This window comes from Rhizobium sp. Nf11,1 (assembly GCF_050587665.1).
In the GTDB taxonomy this organism is placed as follows: Bacteria; Pseudomonadota; Alphaproteobacteria; order Rhizobiales; family Rhizobiaceae; genus Rhizobium.
Map to the genome: position 1 here is coordinate 406934 of NZ_JBOBHU010000002.1, position 20981 is coordinate 427914.

Consider the following 20981-nt stretch of genomic DNA (forward strand, 5'->3'; position numbering starts at 1 on the left):
TTGCGCCCTGTCACGGCAGTTGATGTATGGTCACGTTCGGAACGACGTCTCGCGCGATTTCGCAGAGATGCCAATGGTGGGTAAGGTAGATAACCTGTCCGACCTTTGCCATTTCGCCGAGCAGGCGGAAAACCTCTTCGGAGCGGGGATTGTCGAAGCTCTCCATGATGTCGTCAGCGACGAAGGGTACCGGCCGGCGAAACGCTGCGAATTCCTCGTAACCCGCCAGCCGCAGCGCGAGGTAGAGCTGAAACTGAGTGCCGGTCGACATCGCGTCCGCAAGCTTCGAACCACCGTCGCGCGACACGCCGATCAATATCTCCTTATCCCGATCGGGCTGGGTCGTCAGGCCGGAATAATTGCCGCCGGTGATCAGGCGAAAGGCCTCCGATGCGCGGTTCATCATCGAGCTGCGATGTTTTTCGCGATAGATATGCAGTGCCTGTTCGGCCGCGAGCATGCCGGCGCGCAGCGCCAGATGCCGCACGGCCAGTTCCTCGATTTCAAGGAAAATGGTTCGGCGCTTGGCCTCGATCCGGGCCACGGCGTCGTCTCCTCCGACGGCCTCGAGCTTCTGCCGCGCCAGCGACACGTCGGAATAGAGAAGCTTCGCACGCTCGGTGAGATCCTCGATCCGAGCGCCAAGCTCCATGGCGTCGCGCTCGACCGCAGCGGCGTCGACACCGTCAAGGCGCCGTTCGGCTTCGGAAAAACTCGCAGCGCGCAATGCCTCGGTGATCTGGCGGCGTAAGGTGGCGACCCGCTCTTCCAGCCGGTCCCGCTCTCGGGACTGGTTCAGCAATACTTCCACCGAAGCAAGCGAGTCTGCGGCGAAATAGCCGGTCAATTCGTCCTTGCGGGCATTGTGAACGGCCAGTTCCTCCTCCAGCGCACGCCGTTTTTCCAATTGTCTTTCGAGATCCGCCTGCCGGTCTGCCCGAAGCTGAGCCGCATGCCGTGCCGCCTCATGACGTTCCACAAGCGCGTTTGCGGAGGCGAGCGTATCTACGGCCGGCTGGCTGAGACCGCAGTCTCTGAGAAGACCGGCGATATGCTCGCGAAATTGCTGCTGGTCGCGCTCCATCGCGGCAACACGAGTTGCGAGGTCATCTCTTTCCTTCAGGATGGAGGGCAGTGCAGCGAGCGCATTCAGCATTGCTCGGACGGCCGCCATCGAACCGGCTTTGTCGGCAAACCAGGTTCGCGACAGCGCCTCCGCCCATTCCCGCTCCCAGGCCGCCATGGCGGCTTCCGCCTCCTGCTGGTCGCGCTGGCGTTCCCTGAGATCGTGGCTGAGGTCACCGACCGCCTTTTCATGCGCCTGCCGCGCCGCCCGCTCGGCTGTGCTGGCGGCGAGTATATCATTTGCAGCCTGCATCAGCTCGGCGACCCGTCGCTGGTCTGCGTCATCAAGACCGGCTTCTGCAAGGCTCTCCGCAAGCGTTGCGGCATGCCTATCCAGTTCGATGCGAAGCGCGTGCACCGTGTCTTCTGCGTGCTGCAGATCGTCCCAGGCGGCCAGCGCTGCGGCTCGCTTGGTGCTCCAAGTGTCGAGTGCGGCCACGCGCGCCGCGGCTTCGGCGTCATATTCGATGTTTTCAGGCAGCAGATCACCGATGCGCTCGGCAAGCGCATCATGTTCGGCGCGCGCTTCGCCAAGCAGTTCCCTTTGCCGCTCGATCATTGCTGCCGTTGCCGCTTCCGCTTGGCGGAGTTGGCGCAGCTCGGCCAGTTCCTGCGCCCGCGACAGCCGGCCGGCGGATACCACGTCGTCCTGCCGCATCCGCTCCTCGAAAATCCGAGCCGTGGCGGCATTCAGACTGGTGAGATGCGCCTGCCAGGCGGCATCGCGTTCATCGCGCAGCCGCGTGGCCTCGGTATCGTCGATCGAACCGCCGGCGACGAAGGCCGCGATCCGGGCTTTGGTCAGCGCCTGTTCGGTGCCGAGATCGCGCAGCCTTCCCTCGTGATCGCCAATCCGCTTGTCGATAGCAGTCGCTTGGCCACGCCAGGTTTCGATCTGTCGAGGCTCTGCCGCGGCCGTCCGCTGCAGAGCGACGGCGTTGCCGCTCCAGGGTGCGAGCTGTTCAAACTGGTTCTCCTGCGTTCGCTTCGCCTGGACAAGTGTCCGTTCTTCCATGGTAAGCCGCACGGGGAGATCAGATCCCGCCAGCCGGCTCAGGGCGATTTCGATGCGGCCGAAACGCGCAGGATCCAGGAGCCCAGATCCATCTCGCGAGCCGCCTTCCCTGTTCAGCCTTTCGAGATTCTCCCGCACTCGCAACAGTTCCCGATCAGCGGCTGCCAGTTTCGCCTCGACGCCGGAACGCCGTTCGATAAGATCGCGGATGATGCCGATCAGCGAAGCGGGCAGCAGCAGCGCCTCGGGTTTCGCATGGCCCGGCTGTTCGAGATCGGCCAGCAGTCGGGCCAACTCACCCTCCTGTTCGGCCAGCGCCAGCCGGCGCTTCGGCAGATCGCTCTCAGCCGCAAGATAGCGCGCCCGACCCTGATCCAGCAGGTCCATATGCGCGGTGACTGCCAGCGCCTTGTCGTCGATCGCGATCGCCTCGATCTCATCCGCAAGCTGGCGCAGCGTGCGGTCGGCGGTCTCGACAAGCGCCTGCAGCCGCGTCTCGTCGCGCGAAAGCTGGGGCAGGAGCGCGAACCATTCGGACGGCGGCCGCGGCAGATCGCTCATGGCGGCTGCATCTGCATCCAGCCGCCGGAGCTCTAGGGCCGGGGGTAGGGCGCCGAGAAGGCGCGTCAGCTCCTGATGCCGGGTCTTGGCCTCGGCCAGTTCCCGCGTGGTTTTTCCATAGGCAGCGTCGGCCTGCTCATAAGTCGATTTCAGGGCCGCATAGGCCGAAGCAAGCGTGTCGATGGCATTGCGCTCGGCCTTGAGCGCTTCGAGCGAACGCTTGAGTTCCGCGAGCTTGGTGCTCGACGACCGCTTCTTGTAGATCGCGTTGGCTTCGTCGGCTGCCGTCACCAGCGAACGGCTCAGGCCTGCCAGGCCTGAGCTGGCCGAGAACAGCAATTCGCCGAGTTCGCCCTTGCTTTGTATGATGGCGTTGCCGCCTTCCTTGAGCGACTGATCGTCGAGCGAGAACATGGTGCGATAGGCCTCGCGACCGACGCCGCCAAGCGCGCCGGCCAGAAGCGCCTCATTCACAGCTTGTCCCCGATCATCGACGAGGCTGCCGGTCCGCAGCTTGAGCCGCGCCAGCTCGTATTCCCAGCCACCAAATTCCAGCCGCGCACCGACCTTCATCGTATTGTAGGGATGCAGGAAATTATAGGTGCTGCGCTCACCAATGCCGTAGAGCAGATCAAGATAGGCGGCGAAGGTGGTCGATTTGCCCGCTTCGTTCAGGCCATAAACGATGTGCAAGTCCGGCGAACCTTGACGGGCCGCGCCGAAATCGATGGAGTGATCGGTGAACTTGCCATAGCGGGTGAGGTCGAGGCGGCGCAGACGCATCAGCTGTCTCCCCGATCCACCGCCTTCATCCGGGCGGCGATGTCCTCGGCGCCATCGGCGAGAAGGTTGTCGATGAAGCGTTCAAAACCCGCCTCGTTCTGGCCGGCAAATGCCCGGCTCTCGGGCGGCAGGTCGGCAAGCAGGTCCCGGACCATCTCCCTGACCTCGTCGCGAAATCCGCTGCGGGTGATGACCTCGTCCCGCATCAGCGCCCCGAGTTCGATGACGGGATCGGCGGCGGACGCGTCCGCGGGGATCGAGGGCGCTTCGAAGGCGAGTTCCAGCTTCTCGATCCAGGTGCGGCCGATCACGTCGCTGCGCCGCTCGGCTTCCGCCTGCATGAGGTCGACATCGCGCCGCAACTGCCAGGAGAGCGGCGTGCGGCCGGAAAGCCTGAGGCGTGCGACAAGATGCGGCGAAGCCGTGCGGTCGCGCTGCGCCATCAGCGCTGTCTCGACCACCGTGGCCGCCTCACGCCAATCATCGACACCCGTGAGGTCGACATTGACGCGCTCGAACTGCGCGATGCTTGTGCGCCGCTCCTCCACCGTCACGGTCCGGTCGTCCGCCACGGTCACCAGCGACACGGTCTTGACGCCCGCTTCATTGATGTCGCGGCCCTGCGGCATGCCGGGCATGATGACCGTCGCCGTGCCGGGATAATGGCTGCGCTGGTGGAGATGCCCGAGCGCCCAGTAGTCGAAACCCGAGGCATGCAGGTCGAGCACGTTGCAGGGCGCATAGACATCATGTCCAGCCGATCCGGCCAGGCTCGTATGCATGATGCCGATATTGACGGCATCCGCTACCGGCGGCTTGAATTTCGGCAGCAGCGGGTCCGGGGCTTGCGGCTTGGCGAAGCTCAGACCGTGGATTGCGACCGACAAGCTGCCCTTGGTGGTCTCGACAGTCTCGGCATGGCCGCCGAAGATCTTCACCGTATCGGGCATCACCAGTTCCCTGGCGATCTTCGACATCGCATCATGATTGCCCCGGATCTTGAAGACGAAGATCCCCGCTCGGTGCAGCCGTTCGAGCTCGCCTGCCAGGAAGCGCGCCGTCTTCATCGACGTCTGCTCGCCGTCATAGAGATCACCGGCGATAACAAGCGCATCGACCTGCTCCTCAAGGCAAAGATCAACGATCGCGACCAGCGCCTGCCGGCTGGCGTCGCTGACGAGATCGGCCAGCTCGGCGTTGCGAAGCGCGAGAGAGCGCAGGGGAGAGTCGAGATGGAGATCGGCAGTGTGAACGAAACGATAGGGCATGAATGCAAGAATGGTGTTGCGATAGGGTGATCCAGCAGGCGCCGTCTGACAAATAAACGGACGTTATCGCCCGTCAGCAAAACATCAGATCATGCCACGAATATTCAGAGCATGGCGGCAGCGTCCTGGCGAGTAAAATGGGCCGGCGGAGCCGGCCCATCCACAATCAATGCTGCTCTATCGGACTGGCCGCCGACTCAAAAGGTCCGGATGGGAACGCGTGAGGGCCGGCTTGACATCAGGGCCGCAGCGGTCTTTGATGCAGGGCATTCACCAGGGGTGTCCCGGCAAGGGGCTGAGATTCTGCTGAACAATACGGCTTTGCCTGTTGTGGCGCAGTGACCCGTTGAACCTGATCCAGTTCATACTGGCGTAGGGACGGTGCGGGCGCTGCGGCTATCGGGCGGATTTCGCTTTGTCGCATGAGGCGTCTTTCCATCATTCCAACACTGGAACTGGGTCTCCAAACGTCAAACCTTGGAGCCTCACCCATGAATATCGTCGCACCCAAGCTTACTCCGGTCGTCACCACCGGCCCGCTTCCGGCCTCGACCAAGATCGCCAAGCCCGGAACGCTCTATCCTGATCTGCGCGTGCCGATGCGCGAAATCAGCCTTCACCCGACCTCGGGCGAACCGCCTGTAACGGTCTATGATTCGTCCGGTCCCTATACTGATCCGGCCTATACGGTCTCGATCGACGCCGGACTGCCGCGTTTGCGCGAGAGCTGGATCAGGGCGCGTGGCGATGTCGAGGCCTATGAAGGCCGGGTGGTGAAGCCTGAAGACAATGGTTTTGTCACCGGCGAGCGGCTGACGCCGGAATTCCCTATTCGCAACACGCCGCTGAAGGCAAAAGCGGGCCGCGCCGTCACGCAACTCGCCTATGCGCGCGCCGGCATCGTCACGCCGGAAATGGAATTCATCGCCATCCGCGAAAACCTCGGCCGGCAGGCTGCGAAGGAGGCGCTCGCGCGCGACGGCGAAAGCTTTGGCGCTGATATTCCCGATTTCGTGACGTCCGAATTCGTGCGCCAGGAAATCGCAGCCGGCCGGGCAATCATTCCGGCCAACATCAACCACCCGGAAACCGAACCGATGATCATCGGCCGGAATTTCCTGGTGAAGATCAACGCCAATATCGGCAACTCGGCGGTTACCTCGTCGATGGCGGAAGAGGTGGAAAAGATGGTCTGGGCGATCCGCTGGGGCGCCGACACGGTGATGGACCTTTCCACCGGCCGCAACATTCACAACATCCGCGAATGGATCATTCGCAATTCGCCTGTTCCGATTGGAACGGTGCCGCTCTACCAGGCACTCGAAAAAGTGAACGGCATTGCAGAAGATCTCACCTGGGAAGTCTATCGCGATACGCTGATCGAACAGGCCGAGCAGGGCGTCGATTATTTCACCATCCATGCGGGCGTGCGGCTTGCCTATATCCCGCTCACCGTCAATCGTGTCACCGGCATCGTCTCACGCGGCGGCTCGATCATGGCCAAGTGGTGTCTGCATCACCACAAGGAAAGTTTCCTCTACGAGCATTTCGAGGAAATCTGCGACATCTGCCGTGCCTACGACGTGTCCTTCTCGCTTGGAGACGGCCTTCGCCCCGGCTCGATCGCCGATGCCAATGACGCTGCGCAATTTGCCGAGCTCGAAACCCTCGGCGAACTGACCCGGATTGCCTGGGCCAGGGATTGCCAAGTGATGATCGAAGGCCCGGGCCACGTGCCGATGCACAAGATCAAGGAGAATATGGACAAGCAGCTCAAGGTCTGCGGCGAGGCTCCCTTCTATACGCTCGGACCGCTGACCACCGACATTGCGCCAGGCTACGATCACATAACCTCCGGCATCGGAGCCGCCATGATCGGATGGTTCGGCACGGCCATGCTCTGCTACGTCACGCCGAAGGAGCATCTGGGGCTGCCTGACCGCAGCGACGTCAAGACCGGCGTCATCACCTACAAGATCGCCGCTCATGCCGCCGACCTTGCCAAGGGACATCCGGCCGCCCGCATCCGCGACGATGCGCTGTCACGGGCGCGGTTCGAATTCCGCTGGGAAGACCAGTTCAACCTCTCCCTCGACCCGGATACGGCGCGCTCCTTCCATGACGAAACCCTGCCGAAGGAGGCACACAAGGTGGCGCATTTCTGTTCGATGTGCGGCCCGAAATTCTGTTCCATGCGCATCTCCCACGATATACGCGCCGAAGCCCAGAAAGAAGGACTGGAAGCCATGGCCGCCAGGTATCGCGACGGCGGCGATCTCTACATGCCGGTCGCCGAAGCCGCAAAAACGCCTTCCGGAGAATGACGATGCACATTCTCGTCAAGGGGGCCGGCGTTGCCGGCCTCACCGTTGCCTGGCAGCTCTATCGGCACGGTTTCCGGGTCAGCGTCGCTGAGCAAGCCGACCGGGTCGGCACCGGCGCATCCGGCTTTGCCGGCGGCATGCTGGCCCCATGGTGCGAACGGGAAAGCGCAGAGGAGCCGGTCCTGGCGCTCGGCCGTCTTGCCGCCGATTGGTGGGAGGCAGCGCTGCCCGGCCATGTCAATCGCGGGGGAACGCTTGTCGTGGCGGCCGGGCGAGATGCCGGCGAACTCGACCGCTTTTGCCGCCGGACAAGCGGATGGGAATGGCTGGACGAGCCGGCGATCGCCGCCCTTGAACCGGATCTCGCCGGCCGCTTCCGCAGGGCATTGTTCTTCCGACAGGAAGCGCATCTCGATCCGCGGCAGGCGCTCTCCGGGCTCGCCGCCGGACTTGAGGAAGCCCGTATGCGCCTCACATTCGGCGTCAGGGGCGATGCCGACCTTACCCCTTACGATCGCGTGATCGACTGCACCGGGGCTGCCCAGATCGGCCGTCTGCCCGGATTGCGCGGCGTTCGCGGAGAGATGCTTTGCGTCGAAACGAACGAGGTCTCTCTCTCCCGTCCCGTTCGCCTGCTGCATCCGCGCCACCCGATCTATATCGTGCCGCGGCAAGGAAATCGCTTCATGATCGGGGCGACGATGATCGAAAGTGACGATACCGGCCCGATTACAGCGCGATCGCTGATGGAGTTGCTGAATGCCGCCTATACCCTCAACCCTGCCTTCGGCGAGGCACGGGTTATGGAAACCGGCGCAGGCGTGCGGCCAGCTTACCCCGACAATCTGCCGCGTATGACGCAGGAGGGGCGCACCCTCCATGTCAATGGCCTCTACCGTCATGGCTTTCTACTGGCGCCGGCCATGGCAGGCGAGGTGGCGCGACTTCTTCTTGGCGAAGACAAGCAACCGGAAAGGAGGGCATCATGACCTTCATCATCAACGGCGAGGAACAGGAGGTCGCGGCCACGACGCTCGCAGATCTTCTTCTCGCTCTGGAATACGAAGGCGGATGGCTGGCAACCGCTGTCAACGGCGAGCTGGTGCACCGCGAGGACCGTGCCGATTTCAGGCTCGGCGAAGGCGACCGCATCGAAATTCTCGCACCCATGCAAGGAGGCTGAGATGCTGAAACTTTATGATGTTGAATTCCGCTCCCGACTGCTGCTCGGCACCGCCCGCTATCCGTCTCCAGCTGTGCTTGCAGAGGCGGTCAAGCGCTCGAAGACCGAGATCGTCACCGTTTCGCTTCGCCGCGAAGCCGCCGGCGGCAAAGCAGGCGGCGCCTTCTTCGACCTGATCCGCGAGCTTGGCGTGCAAGTGCTGCCGAATACGGCCGGATGTCACAGCGTGCAGGAGGCCGTGTTGACGGCGAAGATGGCGCGCGACGTCTTCCGCACCGACTGGATCAAGCTCGAAGTCATCGGACATCACGATACGTTGCAGCCTGACGTCTTCGGCCTTGTCGAAGCGGCCCGCATCCTGACCGGCGAGGGCTTTCAGGTCTTCCCCTATACGACCGACGACCTTGTCGTCGCCGAAAGGCTGCTGGATGCCGGCTGCCGCGTCCTGATGCCCTGGTGCGCGCCGATCGGTTCCGCTCAAGGGCCGCTGAACCCGATGGCGCTGCGATCGTTCCGGGCGCACTTTCCGGATGTGCCGCTGATCATCGATGCCGGCATCGGCCGCCCGTCTCACGCCGCCACCGTCATGGAGTACGGTTATGATGCCGTTCTCCTCAACACCGCCGTTGCCGGCGCCGGAGATCCCGCCAGCATTGCCGAGGCCTTCGCGCTTGCGATCGATGCCGGCCGCCTGGCGCATGGGGCCATACCGCTGGAGCCACGTGATATCGCCGTCCCATCCACTCCCGTTATCGGAAAGGCAGTGTTCTCGTGAAGCTCGACCCCTTCTATCTGATCGTCGACAGCGCCGAATGGATCGAGCGTCTCGTGCCGCTCGGCGTCAAACTCGTCCAGCTGCGCATCAAGGATTGCCCCGACTCCGTGCTTCGCGAGCAGATCCGGCGATCGAAGGCTGCCTGCGCGGCAGCGGCTTGCCAATTGGTCGTCAACGACTACTGGAAACTTGCGATCGATGAAGGATGCGATTTCGTTCATCTCGGCCAGGAGGACCTGATGGCCGCCGACAGGAATGCCATTCGTCGCGCCGGCCTGAAGCTCGGCCTATCCACCCACGACATAGCGGAGCTGGAGACGGCGCTGGCGGCAGAGCCGGATTACGTTGCGCTCGGACCGGTCTGGCCGACGATTCTCAAACAGATGAAATGGGCGCCGCAAGGCATTGAACGTGTTGCGGACTGGCGCCGGCGCGTCGGCGCGATACCGCTCGTCGCCATCGGCGGGATCACTGCCGAACGCGCGCCGCTGGTGCTGGAAAAAGGCGCCGATGGTGCTGCCGTGGTCACCGATATCACCCGCAACGCGGATCCCGAGGCCCGCACGCGGCAATGGATGGCCGCAACCGCGCCGTGGCGGCGCGCGAATGAGGATGAAGGTTGATACATCCCGCCGGAAACGGGGAAGCCTTCGATCCTGCCGGCGCTGGTATTATCCATATACTCAACTACGTCACGAAATTCGACTTTTCGGTTGCTCCGTTTGCTTGCGCGGCGGACGCCGGATCTGTTCAATTCCACTAATGAGCTCGGTTTCATTCAGCCTGACAACGGCGTCCCCGACGCGTTCGTCCATATTTCTGCCGTGGAACGCGCTGGCATGCGCGAAATCGTCAAAGGCCAGAAGAACGGCTACGACTTGGAGCATGACGACAAGTCCGGCAAGATGTCGGTCTGGCAATCTTCAGTCTGCTTGAAGGGGTACAGACGAGTGGACGGAGGTCCGTCAAGGACCGCGCCAGGAATTTTTTCGACGACCCAGCTGACATCGTTTGCATATGCCGAGCCTGAGACCGCCCGTGGGGCTACCCTTTCAGGTAAGTGAGAGCGTACTCAATCCTCAACGTGTTGCGTTTTGCGGGACCAAGGGAAAGAAGTCACCAGTTTCTGCACAACGGGCGTATGTTCACTCGGTACTTCCTGCTCAGCTGATCCAGCATCGTGCAATGCCTCGCGAAGAGCCTGACCTTGCGGATGATCGCCGAAGTGCTCCAGAAAGCTCGAAATCGGCCATCTCGTCACAGTGCCGCCGGAGGCATCGTTGGCGCGATGGATGACAGTATGCTGGTCCGCTGTTTCGTTATGTTCGAGATACCATTTGTCTCCGTTTGGACTGGCCGCAAATTCGTTTGGTGCTTCTGGCATTCTAGCCTCCTCTGACGGTGCCCATTATTGTGCCGCTTCCCGGCGGGCTGTTGCGCATTATGGTTTCGCAAGCGCAGCAGCAAGGTCTTGAGTGAACGGCTTGGACCGCCGGCGCAATCCGGCGCCGTGTGCACTTTCGCTGCAGGTAGTTCATGGCACGGAGAGTCAACGACTTCCTGCGCCTCCGACGCTTGCGCCGGGGGCGATGAGAAGGTCGTCTAGCCGTTCGAACGGCGCCGGCATGCAACCCTCCATCGCGTTGGTAAGGCCTTCGTCGAATGAGCTTTGCGAGAAGTTACCCAACAAGGTCTGTTCAGGCGCCGGTAGGCGACCTAACTTTAACGGCTGAACGGATACCCTGAATCCGCTTGCGATTTTTTTCGAACTCCGCGGATGATTTCGAGGACAGTGGTGTTTTTCCGAAGTGCCGGCTGAGTTCGATAGAGAGGGCGGCGGGCGAGGTCATTCCGTCGTGATAAAGCTTGAACAGCAGTCTGACGGCAACGTTGTAATATTTCGGGTCTGCAAGGCTACTTGTGCAATCGTATCCTGCGTCGTCAAGGACGCCCTGCAATACAGCCAGGTCAGAGGTCCGCACAGACATGTTGAGATTGGAAGACATGCTGTCCTCCTTCAATTTGGGGCGAAGGCAGAAAACCGACCTCCACGCAGTAGCGCCCTGAGAAACAGCTACTGAAGACCTACCATGCGCCTAATCGATACGGCTGGCAAACTGAATATTGTGGGATGAGGAGAAAGCGGTCAGACCTGTGCGTCCCAATGTGGTGATTTTTCGCAATCATCTCTTTCCAGGTTCAATCATCAGGGCCAGAAGGACGTAGAAGGACCTACGCACATGCCGTCCGAACTCCGAATGAAGTCGGTGAACCGGAAATCGCTCGATCACCTCTTTCCGAGCTGGAGCAATGCGACATCACGCCTGCGACGGCATGATCGCTGCAGGTCTTTGCAACATACCACTGGGCAGAATTTCAGCATCACCAAAGACTAAGAGGGGCTGGGCTTTCGACCACCGAGCCTGATCGCCAATCCGGCATTCCTTGCTCAATTGCCTCGCGGGTCATCAATTCTTCTTGTCCGCAGGCGCGTCCACATCTCGCGTGGCGCCCCCTTCGTTTTCCCATGATGCCAAAGCCTCAGGATCGGCATGCAGCTTCCGCCGTCTCGAAGAGGGGTAGGCGGGCGCGGGAATCGTCGCCGCCTTGATGCGCCTTATCACCATCACCTCTTCGTGATGGTCGCCATGTTCTGAAGCAACGAGATCTGTCGTCGCGTAGTCCGCGCGCTTGAGGATGGACCGGAGCCGCCAATTCTCGTCGCGTTTCGTCGGAATTCCGGTTGTGATGATTACTACCATAACCAGCCTCTCAAAATTAAACTGATGATGACGGCGAAGCTCGCCAGGATGGAAGCCCTGAATAAGAAGTCGCCATATGCCGCGATATGGGAAGAGTGCTTGAAGGTGGAAGACATCTTGTCCTCCCTTGATTGGGGCGAAGGGAGCCACCCCTTGATCGGCAGCGCCCGTTTCATTGGCTGCCGATATGCCAACATGCGCCTCTATTGCGCCTTATCCAAGGCGAAAGCGGCTAACGCAGTGCCAGGCAACCATATAATTCTCGTTGCGGAGCTACTAGGTCACGGGCGAGAGGCGCGGGCTCTCCTCGGCTCGTTCAGCGATATCAACTCACCTGGCGGCCGCTATAGTACCGAGGCGGCTCCGAATTGAATCCTACTTTCATCTGCCTGTATGATATAGTCTCTCATGACCTATTCCCCGAAGGACCTGGAACTCGCGCGCCGGCAGGTGACTATCGACCGGCAGATGATCTGCGCTCAGCAGAGCCTGATCGACGGAATGCTGACGCGAGGCGAGCCCGCTGGACTGGCCAACGAAAGGCTGGTCAAATTGACAGAGGATCTGCGCAAGCATTGCTTCCATCAGGATCTGATTCAGGCGTCGATCCGATTGGAACGCTGAGCCTGCGCACTCGGGGCGGTTGACGGGCTTCCCGCTTGTTCACTCCGCAGCCTTCTCGTCAGGCTCCCCGGCACGCCTCTTTTCGACGACGCCCAAGCCGGGCAGTGGCCGGGCTTTGCGCTTCCCATTGCGGCCTTCCTGACCTGCCTCGGACGCCGCCTCCAGGTGGTTCTGACCCGAAGACGAGGAATTTGGCAGTCCTTTTAAGTCAAGAGCTAGGCGATCCGAACCACGACTCGCGCGTCAAAAGCTGCTGCAAGGAATGCGGACTGGGCTTCCCCTTCGGTTACTATGCCCTCTACCGTGTCCGCACAGGCCTCCATTGCCATAAAGAAAGCGCTACCGCTCGTCACCGGCCAATTCTTAAAAAGCATGTCAAGGGCTTCATCTGCGGACGCAATAATATGCCGCACCTGATTGCGTTCAACCACTAAGAGCAGCCACGCCGACGTCGACACACAGTCTCCGATTCCACATTTGAGAAATAGTGGATCTCACAGTTAGCCGGAGTACGGCATGAGGGAGAAAAGTTCCTCACCCGTGCAATCCACACCCCCAACCCCCGCCTTGACGCATTGTTCCATGCTATCGCCCTATACATTGGGAGGGCCGGGGAGTCCTACGGTTGTCGGAGGTTTATAGGGCAGGCCGTCCCTGAATGGAGGCGCGTGTCCGCTCAAAGCTTGGCGGAGACTTCGACGATATTGGCTCGCCAAAACACCTTTCCAGCTCCCTGGAAAGGTCGTCGGCAGAGGTCATCCCATATTGGAAACGTTGGATAAGCAACTTCGCTGCCGCGCTGTATCGCTCAGGATGGGCGACGCTTCTGGCTGAATTGTATCCAGCCGCATCCAAGACGCCTCGCAGCATTGTGAGGTCTCTGGAATTTAAGATATGGACGTGTTCGGAAGACATTTCCGGTCCTCCTTCAATTTGGGGCGAGGGCTGAAAGCCCTGATGCAGCAGCGCCCGTAACATTGGCTGCTGACGAGGCGACCATGCCTGAGCGCAGCTCCGGATGCAATGTGAATCACGCAATTTGAATTTTTATAAGATATCTTTAACAAAACCGATAATTGCGGTTGCGTTTCATGCAGCGGGTGCGTATATGCCTCTCATCGGCATTGCTGATGAGCGCTGGAAAGCATCTGTCGCTCGCAATTGCCGCAATCGCTTTCTGCTTTTGACCACGGATGTACTGGCATTGGTACGAGTAGCGATGTGAGGAAGGTCGGTGCGGTTTCGCCCCGGCCTTTTTTGTTGGCCGGCTCGCTGTCCCAGAACTTCGTTTAAACACAATGGCGGCTCAGGTTGCCACATCGAGTTTGCTAGTAGAGCTTCGTTTCGCGCCGATTGGCGTCAAGCAAACCTTTTCTCTCAAAATCGAACTTCTGTCTTCCGGGCGCCGTCCGGCAGCGATCACTCATGCGACGAAAAGGAATTGAAAATGAGCAAAACCAATGCAGCTGAGATCCGGCGCAGAACCGAACGCCAGGTCGCAAACACGAGCGGTGGCGGGCACCTGGGGGGAACAAACTTCGGGCAAGCTCCCGACGCCAAGACCGCAGGCGGAACAGGTGCCAAATCCCGTCCTGGTGGTGGACGCAAATAGACGTCTGATAGTAGCAACTCGGAAGGCTCGCTTTGAGAAACTGAAGCGAGCCCACTTTTCGAAGCAGCCAACTGTAATTCCTGCGGCATCGCGTTCGCCGCGGCAAGATCATGGCAGATTTACGCTCGGCGGGCAAGAATCTCGATGAGCGAGCCTTGCGGGAACGCATGGAGGCTTTGAGCGTCGCCGCCATGCAGGACCTCGTCCGCCAACCGCCTCTGTGATCGGGAGATCCATCTGCGGTTAACGGAAACCCGGCAGCGTGCCGGGCTTGCTCCCAGTCAGGGCGGGAAGACGGCGCGGATGCGCGCCGATGGAAATAGTGCCATGGGTTCGCCTCACAAACCCGGCGACAGCTCATTATGAACCTTGTGCACACTCTTCGTTCTCAGCGTAATCTCCTCCGCCAACAACACCTCCGCTTGCACATGCACCCACCCGGCCAGCGTGATATCGCTGCCGCGTGCGGTGACGAAGATATAGCTGGAGTCGAGATCGCTGGAATCGGCAAGCGCGGTGTCGACCGCCGATTCAAGATCGTCCTGGTCGGGATGGCGGGTTGCTACGCGGCTCGCGACGCTGAGATGTTTTCTGTCGACTGACATCGTTTCGCCTCCTGCGCGGCCCTTTTCGGGTGTAATAGGCTATCGGCGGATATCCCGCGCCGTCAGGGTATGTCGGTCCTTGCAGCCGCGGCCGTAGGCATGGGTTGCCGCATCCAGAATGGCCTCGCGCGCCATATCAAAGGCTCTCAAGCACTCGTCTTCGGAGCGGGCGGCCTGGCTTGCGGTCCGCAAGGCATTGGCTTCAATCAAAAACCGCACCTCGAACATGCCGTCATATCCGGAGAAGCGAACGGCATTGCGGCTCTCGTCGAAACTGCGGCTTCTATTGGGAAAGGTCAGTGTCACGCATTTCTCTCCCGGAGGGGTTGGTCGTGCCAAGTCAAACTGGACTGTCGCAAAGTATGCCATTGAACTTCCGCCGGGCTCGCTGAGGCGCGGCAGGGCTGGTCAGGTTGCCGCTGTGCTACAGATGCAGGAGACCTTCCTCCTGTCCGGCTTCCTGCTGTCGGGGTGCCGGAATCCCGGAACGACGGCTGCTCCTTCGCAGCTCCGGTCCTAAGAAATATGGGGCGCGGCCCTCGAATTGCAATGTAGGGTCAGAGGAGAGTTCGTGGCTGGCTGGAATCTGTCGTCTGCGCTTGAGGAGGGCTGCGACGAGAGCATCGCGTTCGGGCCGAACGGGGGCAGGTTATGAAACCTTTCTACGGCGTCCGCGTTTCGCACCATCGATCCCCATTTGGTCTGATCGAAAACTCCTGCAGACGGTTCATCGTGATACCCGCTGTTATGATGACGATATAGTGTCGGAATTGGAAGTTTTCATTTACGCGCTGACAGTAATCTCGTCGCTCTTCTGGAGTTTCCGTCTTAGGCGCCCAGCCGTTTGCTTTCCGATAGAAAAAACAAGCAGAGTGAAAAATCATCAGCTATTTAGACGGCGAGGGAGGCACCGAGGTAGACTTCAGCTGATTGTCATTCGATCATGCAGGCACCACCGCGAAGCTGGTACGGACGATTACAGTCCCATCCGTTGCCCGTCGAGTTAAGATGTGCGTTTTCGGGAAGCTTGAGCTGCAGGCATTGATTGCCCCTCGGCTCGAAGCCGCGGTCGCACTTCCATTTCAGTCCGTGGGGCGCGTCGACGAAGATGGCATTCTCCGGAACCTCGACAGCGACACACGTCTGATCCTTGTTTTCAAAGCCTCTATCACACCTCCACTCATTTCCGGCGGATGTCAGATATGAGTGGGCGGGGAGTTCGAGCTTGAGACATGCTTGTTGTAGCGCGCGATAACCTCTTTCGCATTCCCAGCCGGATCCTGTGGTATTATCGGACAGGAATGCTTTCTCCGGGACTTTAATAGGGTCGCAACCCACTTTGGTTTGACGGTATCCACGCAGGCATCTCCAGCGATCGCCGAAATATGGGTCGAGATATGCATTGTCCGGAATTTGGACGGTGAGGCACTGGTTCCCCTTCTCCAGAAAGCCGTAATGGCAATCCCAGCCCTTGCCAAAGGAGGAGTTCGTCAGAAACGCGTTGTCGGGAAGCTTCACCTTAAAGCAGGCGTCATCCTGCCTTCGAAAACCACGATTGCATTCCCAGCCGAGGCCATAGCGGCTTGCCTGGGCATTTTCAGGCACCGACCTTGAGGTCTGGCCGAGCGCCGAGGAGCTGAGTCCCGATGCAGAATGCAGGGGGATGGTCATCATCAGGGCCAGCGCCCTGTAATATGATTGGCGCATAAGTTGTCTCCAAAGGCCTGCATCTGCGATCTCCTGGTCCTAATTCCAAGATATAACGCTGAAGGGCAGTAAAGAGGGAAGGACAGATACCGTGCGACGCTACCAGAGCCTTGGCTTTTTCTCGGGAGCTTTCTCAGGAAAAATGGGCGCGCCGGCCCACATCCCGCGACCGACAGGTGACGAGCCATGAAGCTGTCCTCTGTTGCGGACCATGGGAAAGGTCCTATGCGCTTTCCGATTGCCTGGTTTGCGCTTGCTTTCGCCGTTGGCGTTCAGGAGCATTTTCTGGAAGTAGAGCAGGAAGCAGGCATGCGAGGATCGGGACGTCATCGCGTCCTCCTCTTGTCGGGGCTAGGGCGCGCTCTTGTCCCTCAGGCGGCAGCGCCCTGACCAGTTGCAGCCGACATCGCACCCTGGACTTCATTTCCGCCTTTGGCAAGCAAGCTTTCGCTATTCATGTGGTGCCTTGAATGAGGCTGATTGAAACCTTACATAGAGGGCACGTTTTCAGCCTTTCGGCTACCTGATCCTCCCGGCTGCGTCGGTTGCTTGGCAAACCCTGATTTTGCGAACGTTGCGAACTCCGCCATACTGGCTGGAGCGGTTTGTTCCGGATGTATTCGTCCCGCAGCCACACTGAGGATGCCATAATGACCAACACCACCCGCCATGCCGCCGAAAGCATGTTCAAGCGCTCCAAGCCAGAACAAGGATCGGATGCAGCAAAGCTGCAGGATTTCCTCAGCAGGCAAGCTCTCCGGAGGCGCGCGACGAAGCTTGCCGAGATGCAGCAGCGTCTCGAAAAACGGACTGGCGGAACGGTTGGACTGGCTTCTTTTTTCCGTTGATACCGCAAGATGGAACGGCAAAGATCGACTGTCCTCGACGATCGCTCACGCCGCAAGGATTAAGTTATGACCGTTTTCGATTATAATGCTGGCGCGGGGCTTTACCCGTGCAAGACAATCAACAGAAGAGGCAGCCTCGTCTACAAGAGGTTCGATTCCGTCGCCGAAGCTCTTCGCTTTGCGATCGAGGACATGCCGGCTTCTCTCCTCCGTGGATCCGTGCTCGAAGTCGAGGAGGCGCGCTTCGATGGTTTGCAGATGCGCAAACTCTATGAAGCCGACGCTTATCCGCTGACGCGCCGACCTTAAACGCATCACACGGGATTGCTCGCAGAAGTGGAAAGTGCGAGAAGGTGAAAACAAGAGGTTGACGGGGAAGGATCTCCAGTCTATCCCTGCAGACATCGATACTTTGTTTGCCGATATTTGTTTGGCTGCGCTCTGCGCCTCTTGATCAACTCTCCCTTCAAAAGTCGAAACACCGCCGCGCGCCGCTCGGCGGGCGATTAAATGTATGCCGATGAAAGGGTTTATCATGACCACTGGCACAGTAAAATGGTTCAACGCCACCAAAGGCTTTGGCTTCATACAGCCTGACGACGGGAGCGCTGACGTCTTCGTTCACATCTCTGCCGTTGAACGCGCGGGAATGAGTTCAATCGCTGAAGGCCAGAAGGTCGGCTTTCAATTGGAGCATGACCGCAAGTCCGGCAAAATGTCTGCAGGCCAGCTCCAAGCGGCCTAAAAGGCTCTTATAGCCGCTGCGACCACGGATGTACTGGCGTGGCTGGCAAGGGCAGTTGAAGGCCAGGCAGATGTCTGGCCTTTTTCATTCAAGAAGTGAACAGCGCCCGACCGCTCCTATGTCTTGAAGCGTAGCGGCCTGGACTATCCTGTTGGGCAAGGACATCGATTGAAACACTCAGGCGACAACCCCTTTTCAGAACGTCGTAAGTCCGCCGAAAGCGCCAGACGTCAGCTGATTGCAAAATTTCAGTCGGCTCCGAAGCCGACCGACCCTGTAATGCAAGAACGGTTGGCGGCAATTGCTTCGGCCAGGACTGCTCGTCGCGCCGAGCGCGATGCGATGAAGGCGGCGGAAAATGACCGCCTCCTTCAGGAAGCTGCCGCATTAGCCGATGTTGCCCAGGCTCATCAAAGAGCAGAGGCGGAGGCTCGCCAGTTGGAAGCCAATAACCGAATCGCACGTGTCGTCGCCGATGAAGCGGCACGCAAGGCCGAGCGCGACCGGCGCTATGCCGCACGTAAGGCTCGTCGCGCTTGACGGATGAACATCCGACCGTGGCTCCTGCCAATTTGCATCGTCGTCCCAACGGAATCAGAAAACCTATGAGAAGCCAAGCCGGCCAGTTGCACGAGCCGTTTGAAGACTCCGCCGGTGCGTGGCTGAAGATCCTCGCGAAATACCGGCAACCGAGCTTTTGGCGCAGCGCGTTCGAGTTGTCTGTGACAGCTGTCCCCTTCGCGCTGCTATGGGTCGGCGCATATGCCTCTTTGCTGCAAGACTTTTGGCCCGGCTACATACTGATCCTGCCAGCCGCCGCCTTCCTGCTCCGGTTATTCATGATCCAGCACGATTGCGGGCACGGTTCATTCTTCGCCCGGCGAAAGCTGGATACGTGGACAGGACGGGCACTCGGCGTTTTGACCCTAACGCCGTACGATTATTGGCGGCAAACACATGCGGAACATCATGCATCTGCGGGCAATCTTGATAAACGTGGCATCGGCGACATCACGACCTTGACGCTCGAGGAATATCGCGCCCGTTCTCGAACCGGGCGACTCGCCTACCGACTTTACAGGCATCCGATCGTCATGTTCGGCATTGGACCCGCCTGGCTCTTTATCTTCAAGCAACGCCTGCCGATCGAGATGATGCGGGCGGGAGCCTTGCCTTGGGTTTCCACGATGGCCACGAATGTAGCGATCGCGATCGTAGTTGGCCTGTTAATGTGGACGATTGGGCCTATCCCCCTCCTGCTGGTGCATCTGCCGATCGTTTTGCTGGCAGGGGCAGCCGGCGTCTGGCTATTTTATGTCCAACATCAGTTCGAGGAAACGCACTGGTCGAAGACCGGAGAATGGAAATTTCCGCGGGCCGCTCTTCACGGCGCGTCACATTATGATCTTCCGCTCGTGCTTCGATGGCTGACCGGGAATATCGGTATCCACCACATCCACCACCTTTCAAGCCGCATTCCGTATTACCGGCTTCCGGAAGTCCTGCGCAATCACCCCGAGTTAGTGGCTATTGGCCGCGTCACCCTTCGGCAAAGCCTCGAATGTGTCCGGCTTGCTTTGTGGGATGAACAGAGCGGCAGGCTCATCTCCTTCCGAGAGGCCGAGAGCCTCGGCCCATCGATATCTGACCGCTTTATGCGGATCGTTTGAATAGCATGTTAGGATCCAAGATGAGTACGACCGCCAAAACAAGTCCCAATACGGCCGCTTTGATGGTCACTTTGACGCCTCCCCAGATCAGAGGCTTGAAACTTGCAAGGGATGGGGACCTGTACCTTCAGGAGAGCAAGAAGTGGACGCATCTCAATGCGACGATTACCTTCGCCAAAGCCGATCGCTTTCAGGAGCGGCCGATCGCAATCAAGTTCGCAACAACGGCGACGGTAGGCGAATTGAGAATCAGCGGTCTTCTCAAGACCCTCGATCCCGACGCCGACCCAGCCATCTCGCCGCACGGCATCACGATGGCCGGAAAGATGTGGCTGCTGAAGAATAAATAAATCCGGTCAGTTGCAGCGCCCGCGACAGCAGAAACCGTCAGGACAATGCTGCTCCACCGGAGCGGTGTCCCAGTCGTCGTCCCTGATCCACTCCGGCATGCGGTCCGTAAGCTCATAGTCGCCAGCCGCCGACACACTGACGGGCAGGGGTGGCGAGCGCGAGAAGGACGTTGGTCAACCTGCGCTGCTCTTTGAAGCCCTGCAGCAGACAAGGCGATCTGCCGACTTGGCGCTCGTCTACAACGACGCATCGGAGCGCGGGCTTGCGTGGCAACAAAATATTTGAGCCCGGGTACGAATGCTGGGGCCGTACCGCTGGAGCCACGCGATATCGCCGTCCCATCCACTCCCGTTATCGGCAAGGCAGTGTTCTCGTGAAGCTCGACCCCTTCTATCTGATCGTCGACAGCGCCGAATGGATCGAGCGTCTCGTGCCACTCGGCGTCAAACTCGTCCAGCTGCGCATCAAGGATTGCCCCGACTCCGTGCTTCGCGAGCAGATCCGGCGATCGAAGGCTGCCTGCGCGGCAGCGGCTTGCCAATTGGTCGTCAACGACTACTGGAAACTTGCGATCGATGAAGGATGCGATTTCGTTCATCTCGGCCAGGAGGACCTGATGGCCGCCGACAGGAATGCCATTCGTCGCGCCGGCCTGAAGCTCGGCCTATCCACCCACGACATAGCGGAGCTGGAGACGGCGCTGGCGGCAGAGCCGGATTACGTTGCGCTCGGACCGGTCTGGCCGACGATTCTCAAACAGATGAAATGGGCGCCGCAAGGCATTGAACGTGTTGCGGACTGGCGCCGGCGTGTCGGCGCGATACCGCTCGTCGCCATCGGCGGGATCACCGCCGAACGCGCGCCGCTGGTATTGGAAAACGGCGCCGATAGTGCTGCCGTGGTCACCGATATCACCCGCAACGCGGATCCCGAGGCCCGCACGCGACAGTGGCTGGCCGCGACCGCGCCATGGCGGCGCGCGAAAGAGGTATGAAAGGGTTGATCTTGCCGACAGCGCGGAAA

At 60.0% G+C, this 20981-nt stretch carries 22 protein-coding genes, 2 pseudogenes and 1 riboswitch; of the genes and pseudogenes, 14 read left to right on the forward strand and 10 right to left on the reverse strand.

The window, feature by feature from the left end; all coding sequences use genetic code 11:
• Positions 1-10: 10 nt before the first annotated feature.
• On the reverse strand, positions 11-3484 hold the full coding sequence (locus tag ACQ7C1_RS04810) for an AAA family ATPase (RefSeq protein ID WP_430957515.1): 3474 nt from the start codon (positions 3482-3484) through the stop codon (positions 11-13).
• Positions 3484-4752, reverse strand: a complete 1269-nt coding sequence (locus ACQ7C1_RS04815; RefSeq protein WP_430957516.1) for a metallophosphoesterase family protein — start codon at positions 4750-4752, stop codon at positions 3484-3486. The genes ACQ7C1_RS04810 and ACQ7C1_RS04815 overlap by 1 nt, the downstream gene beginning before the upstream one ends.
• A 265-nt stretch (positions 4753-5017) precedes the next feature.
• Positions 5018-5149: riboswitch (TPP riboswitch) on the forward strand.
• A gap of 94 nt (positions 5150-5243) precedes the next feature.
• On the opposite strand from ACQ7C1_RS04815, the gene thiC reads away from it, so the two are divergent.
• The 6 genes and pseudogenes from thiC to ACQ7C1_RS04845 all read left to right on the forward strand — a co-directional run.
• Positions 5244-7076 carry a phosphomethylpyrimidine synthase ThiC gene (gene thiC / locus ACQ7C1_RS04820; RefSeq protein WP_430957517.1) on the forward strand — a complete coding sequence of 611 codons (1833 nt, stop codon included), beginning with the start codon at positions 5244-5246 and terminating at the stop codon, positions 7074-7076.
• Positions 7077-7078: 2 nt separating this feature from the next.
• The gene (gene thiO, locus ACQ7C1_RS04825; protein WP_430957518.1) at positions 7079-8065 is read left to right on the forward strand and encodes a glycine oxidase ThiO; all 987 of its coding nucleotides are present in this window, start codon (positions 7079-7081) and stop codon (positions 8063-8065) included.
• Complete coding sequence (gene thiS, locus ACQ7C1_RS04830) at positions 8062-8259, forward strand: sulfur carrier protein ThiS (RefSeq protein WP_430957519.1); 198 nt, start codon at positions 8062-8064, stop codon at positions 8257-8259. The genes thiO and thiS overlap by 4 nt, the downstream gene beginning before the upstream one ends.
• A 1-nt stretch (position 8260) precedes the next feature.
• On the forward strand, positions 8261-9034 hold the full coding sequence (locus ACQ7C1_RS04835) for a thiazole synthase (RefSeq protein ID WP_221112691.1): 774 nt from the start codon (positions 8261-8263) through the stop codon (positions 9032-9034).
• Positions 9031-9657 carry a thiamine phosphate synthase gene (locus ACQ7C1_RS04840; protein ID WP_221138209.1) on the forward strand — a complete coding sequence of 209 codons (627 nt, stop codon included), beginning with the start codon at positions 9031-9033 and terminating at the stop codon, positions 9655-9657. Before ACQ7C1_RS04835 ends, ACQ7C1_RS04840 begins: the two co-directional genes overlap by 4 nt.
• 99 nt (positions 9658-9756) lie before the next feature.
• A pseudogene (locus ACQ7C1_RS04845) lies at positions 9757-9945 on the forward strand (cold-shock protein); the annotation flags it as partial.
• 161 nt (positions 9946-10106) lie between these two features.
• Here the strand turns inward: ACQ7C1_RS04845 and ACQ7C1_RS04850 are convergent.
• The 3 genes from ACQ7C1_RS04850 to ACQ7C1_RS04860 all read right to left on the reverse strand — a co-directional run bounded on the left by ACQ7C1_RS04850 (position 10107) and on the right by ACQ7C1_RS04860 (position 11946).
• Positions 10107-10418, reverse strand: coding sequence for a hypothetical protein (locus tag ACQ7C1_RS04850; protein ID WP_183698236.1), 312 nt, complete (start codon positions 10416-10418; stop codon positions 10107-10109).
• 313 nt (positions 10419-10731) lie between these two features.
• Entirely contained in the window at positions 10732-11040 is a 309-nt protein-coding gene (locus ACQ7C1_RS04855) for a hypothetical protein (protein WP_430957520.1), read from the reverse strand.
• Between the two features lie 462 nt (positions 11041-11502).
• Entirely contained in the window at positions 11503-11946 is a 444-nt protein-coding gene (locus ACQ7C1_RS04860; protein ID WP_246721663.1) for a hypothetical protein, read from the reverse strand.
• Positions 11947-12204: 258 nt separating this feature from the next.
• Here ACQ7C1_RS04860 and ACQ7C1_RS04865 point away from each other — a divergent pair, with 258 nt between their 5' ends.
• Entirely contained in the window at positions 12205-12420 is a 216-nt protein-coding gene (locus ACQ7C1_RS04865; protein ID WP_097599683.1) for a hypothetical protein, read from the forward strand.
• Positions 12421-12635: 215 nt separating this feature from the next.
• On the opposite strand, the gene ACQ7C1_RS04870 is transcribed toward ACQ7C1_RS04865, so the two are convergent.
• The 5 genes from ACQ7C1_RS04870 to ACQ7C1_RS04890 all read right to left on the reverse strand — a co-directional run bounded on the left by ACQ7C1_RS04870 (position 12636) and on the right by ACQ7C1_RS04890 (position 17213).
• Complete coding sequence (locus ACQ7C1_RS04870) at positions 12636-12878, reverse strand: DUF982 domain-containing protein (RefSeq protein ID WP_430957521.1); 243 nt, start codon at positions 12876-12878, stop codon at positions 12636-12638.
• A gap of 1492 nt (positions 12879-14370) precedes the next feature.
• Complete coding sequence (locus ACQ7C1_RS04875; protein WP_430957522.1) at positions 14371-14637, reverse strand: BON domain-containing protein; 267 nt, start codon at positions 14635-14637, stop codon at positions 14371-14373.
• Positions 14638-14676: 39 nt separating this feature from the next.
• The gene (locus ACQ7C1_RS04880; RefSeq protein WP_097599671.1) at positions 14677-14943 is read right to left on the reverse strand and encodes a DUF1488 domain-containing protein; all 267 of its coding nucleotides are present in this window, start codon (positions 14941-14943) and stop codon (positions 14677-14679) included.
• Positions 14944-15570: 627 nt separating this feature from the next.
• Positions 15571-16344: a hypothetical protein gene (locus ACQ7C1_RS04885; protein ID WP_221114870.1), complete on the reverse strand. Its 774-nt coding sequence runs from the start codon at positions 16342-16344 to the stop codon at positions 15571-15573.
• A 488-nt stretch (positions 16345-16832) separates the two neighbouring features.
• A complete protein-coding gene (locus ACQ7C1_RS04890) occupies positions 16833-17213 on the reverse strand; it encodes a hypothetical protein (RefSeq protein WP_183706731.1) in 381 nt (126 codons plus the stop codon).
• A 45-nt stretch (positions 17214-17258) separates the two neighbouring features.
• On the opposite strand from ACQ7C1_RS04890, the gene ACQ7C1_RS04895 reads away from it, so the two are divergent.
• The 7 genes and pseudogenes from ACQ7C1_RS04895 (at position 17259) to ACQ7C1_RS04925 (ending at position 20952) form a co-directional block, all read left to right on the forward strand.
• The gene (locus tag ACQ7C1_RS04895; RefSeq protein WP_097599675.1) at positions 17259-17501 is read left to right on the forward strand and encodes a hypothetical protein; all 243 of its coding nucleotides are present in this window, start codon (positions 17259-17261) and stop codon (positions 17499-17501) included.
• A 226-nt stretch (positions 17502-17727) separates the two neighbouring features.
• Complete coding sequence (locus ACQ7C1_RS04900) at positions 17728-17937, forward strand: cold-shock protein (RefSeq protein ID WP_430957523.1); 210 nt, start codon at positions 17728-17730, stop codon at positions 17935-17937.
• A 168-nt stretch (positions 17938-18105) separates the two neighbouring features.
• Positions 18106-18477 (forward strand): DUF6481 family protein, encoded by a 372-nt coding sequence (locus ACQ7C1_RS04905; RefSeq protein WP_430957524.1) that lies wholly within the window; start codon positions 18106-18108, stop codon positions 18475-18477.
• Positions 18478-18542: 65 nt separating this feature from the next.
• Positions 18543-19607 (forward strand): fatty acid desaturase, encoded by a 1065-nt coding sequence (locus ACQ7C1_RS04910; protein WP_183706733.1) that lies wholly within the window; start codon positions 18543-18545, stop codon positions 19605-19607.
• Between the two features lie 62 nt (positions 19608-19669).
• Positions 19670-19957, forward strand: coding sequence for a hypothetical protein (locus ACQ7C1_RS04915; protein ID WP_430957608.1), 288 nt, complete (start codon positions 19670-19672; stop codon positions 19955-19957).
• A 30-nt stretch (positions 19958-19987) separates the two neighbouring features.
• A pseudogene (locus tag ACQ7C1_RS04920) lies at positions 19988-20240 on the forward strand (GSU2403 family nucleotidyltransferase fold protein); the annotation flags it as partial.
• A 91-nt stretch (positions 20241-20331) separates the two neighbouring features.
• On the forward strand, positions 20332-20952 hold the full coding sequence (locus ACQ7C1_RS04925) for a thiamine phosphate synthase (RefSeq protein WP_430957525.1): 621 nt from the start codon (positions 20332-20334) through the stop codon (positions 20950-20952).
• Positions 20953-20981 lie beyond the last annotated feature (29 nt).

Coding starts and splice junctions, on each gene's coding strand:
- thiC (WP_430957517.1), top strand. CDS start 5,244: ATGAATATCGTCGCACCCAAGCTTACTCCGGTCGTCACCACCGGCCCG.
- ACQ7C1_RS04810 (WP_430957515.1), bottom strand. CDS start 3,484: ATGCGTCTGCGCCGCCTCGACCTCACCCGCTATGGCAAGTTCACCGAT.
- ACQ7C1_RS04815 (WP_430957516.1), bottom strand. CDS start 4,752: ATGCCCTATCGTTTCGTTCACACTGCCGATCTCCATCTCGACTCTCCC.
- ACQ7C1_RS04885 (WP_221114870.1), bottom strand. CDS start 16,344: ATGCGCCAATCATATTACAGGGCGCTGGCCCTGATGATGACCATCCCC.
- ACQ7C1_RS04850 (WP_183698236.1), bottom strand. CDS start 10,418: ATGCCAGAAGCACCAAACGAATTTGCGGCCAGTCCAAACGGAGACAAA.
- ACQ7C1_RS04875 (WP_430957522.1), bottom strand. CDS start 14,637: ATGTCAGTCGACAGAAAACATCTCAGCGTCGCGAGCCGCGTAGCAACC.
- ACQ7C1_RS04915 (WP_430957608.1), top strand. CDS start 19,670: ATGGTCACTTTGACGCCTCCCCAGATCAGAGGCTTGAAACTTGCAAGG.
- ACQ7C1_RS04835 (WP_221112691.1), top strand. CDS start 8,261: ATGCTGAAACTTTATGATGTTGAATTCCGCTCCCGACTGCTGCTCGGC.
- ACQ7C1_RS04865 (WP_097599683.1), top strand. CDS start 12,205: ATGACCTATTCCCCGAAGGACCTGGAACTCGCGCGCCGGCAGGTGACT.
- ACQ7C1_RS04895 (WP_097599675.1), top strand. CDS start 17,259: ATGACCGTTTTCGATTATAATGCTGGCGCGGGGCTTTACCCGTGCAAG.
- thiO (WP_430957518.1), top strand. CDS start 7,079: ATGCACATTCTCGTCAAGGGGGCCGGCGTTGCCGGCCTCACCGTTGCC.
- ACQ7C1_RS04900 (WP_430957523.1), top strand. CDS start 17,728: ATGACCACTGGCACAGTAAAATGGTTCAACGCCACCAAAGGCTTTGGC.
- ACQ7C1_RS04855 (WP_430957520.1), bottom strand. CDS start 11,040: ATGTCTTCCAATCTCAACATGTCTGTGCGGACCTCTGACCTGGCTGTA.
- thiS (WP_430957519.1), top strand. CDS start 8,062: ATGACCTTCATCATCAACGGCGAGGAACAGGAGGTCGCGGCCACGACG.
- ACQ7C1_RS04910 (WP_183706733.1), top strand. CDS start 18,543: ATGAGAAGCCAAGCCGGCCAGTTGCACGAGCCGTTTGAAGACTCCGCC.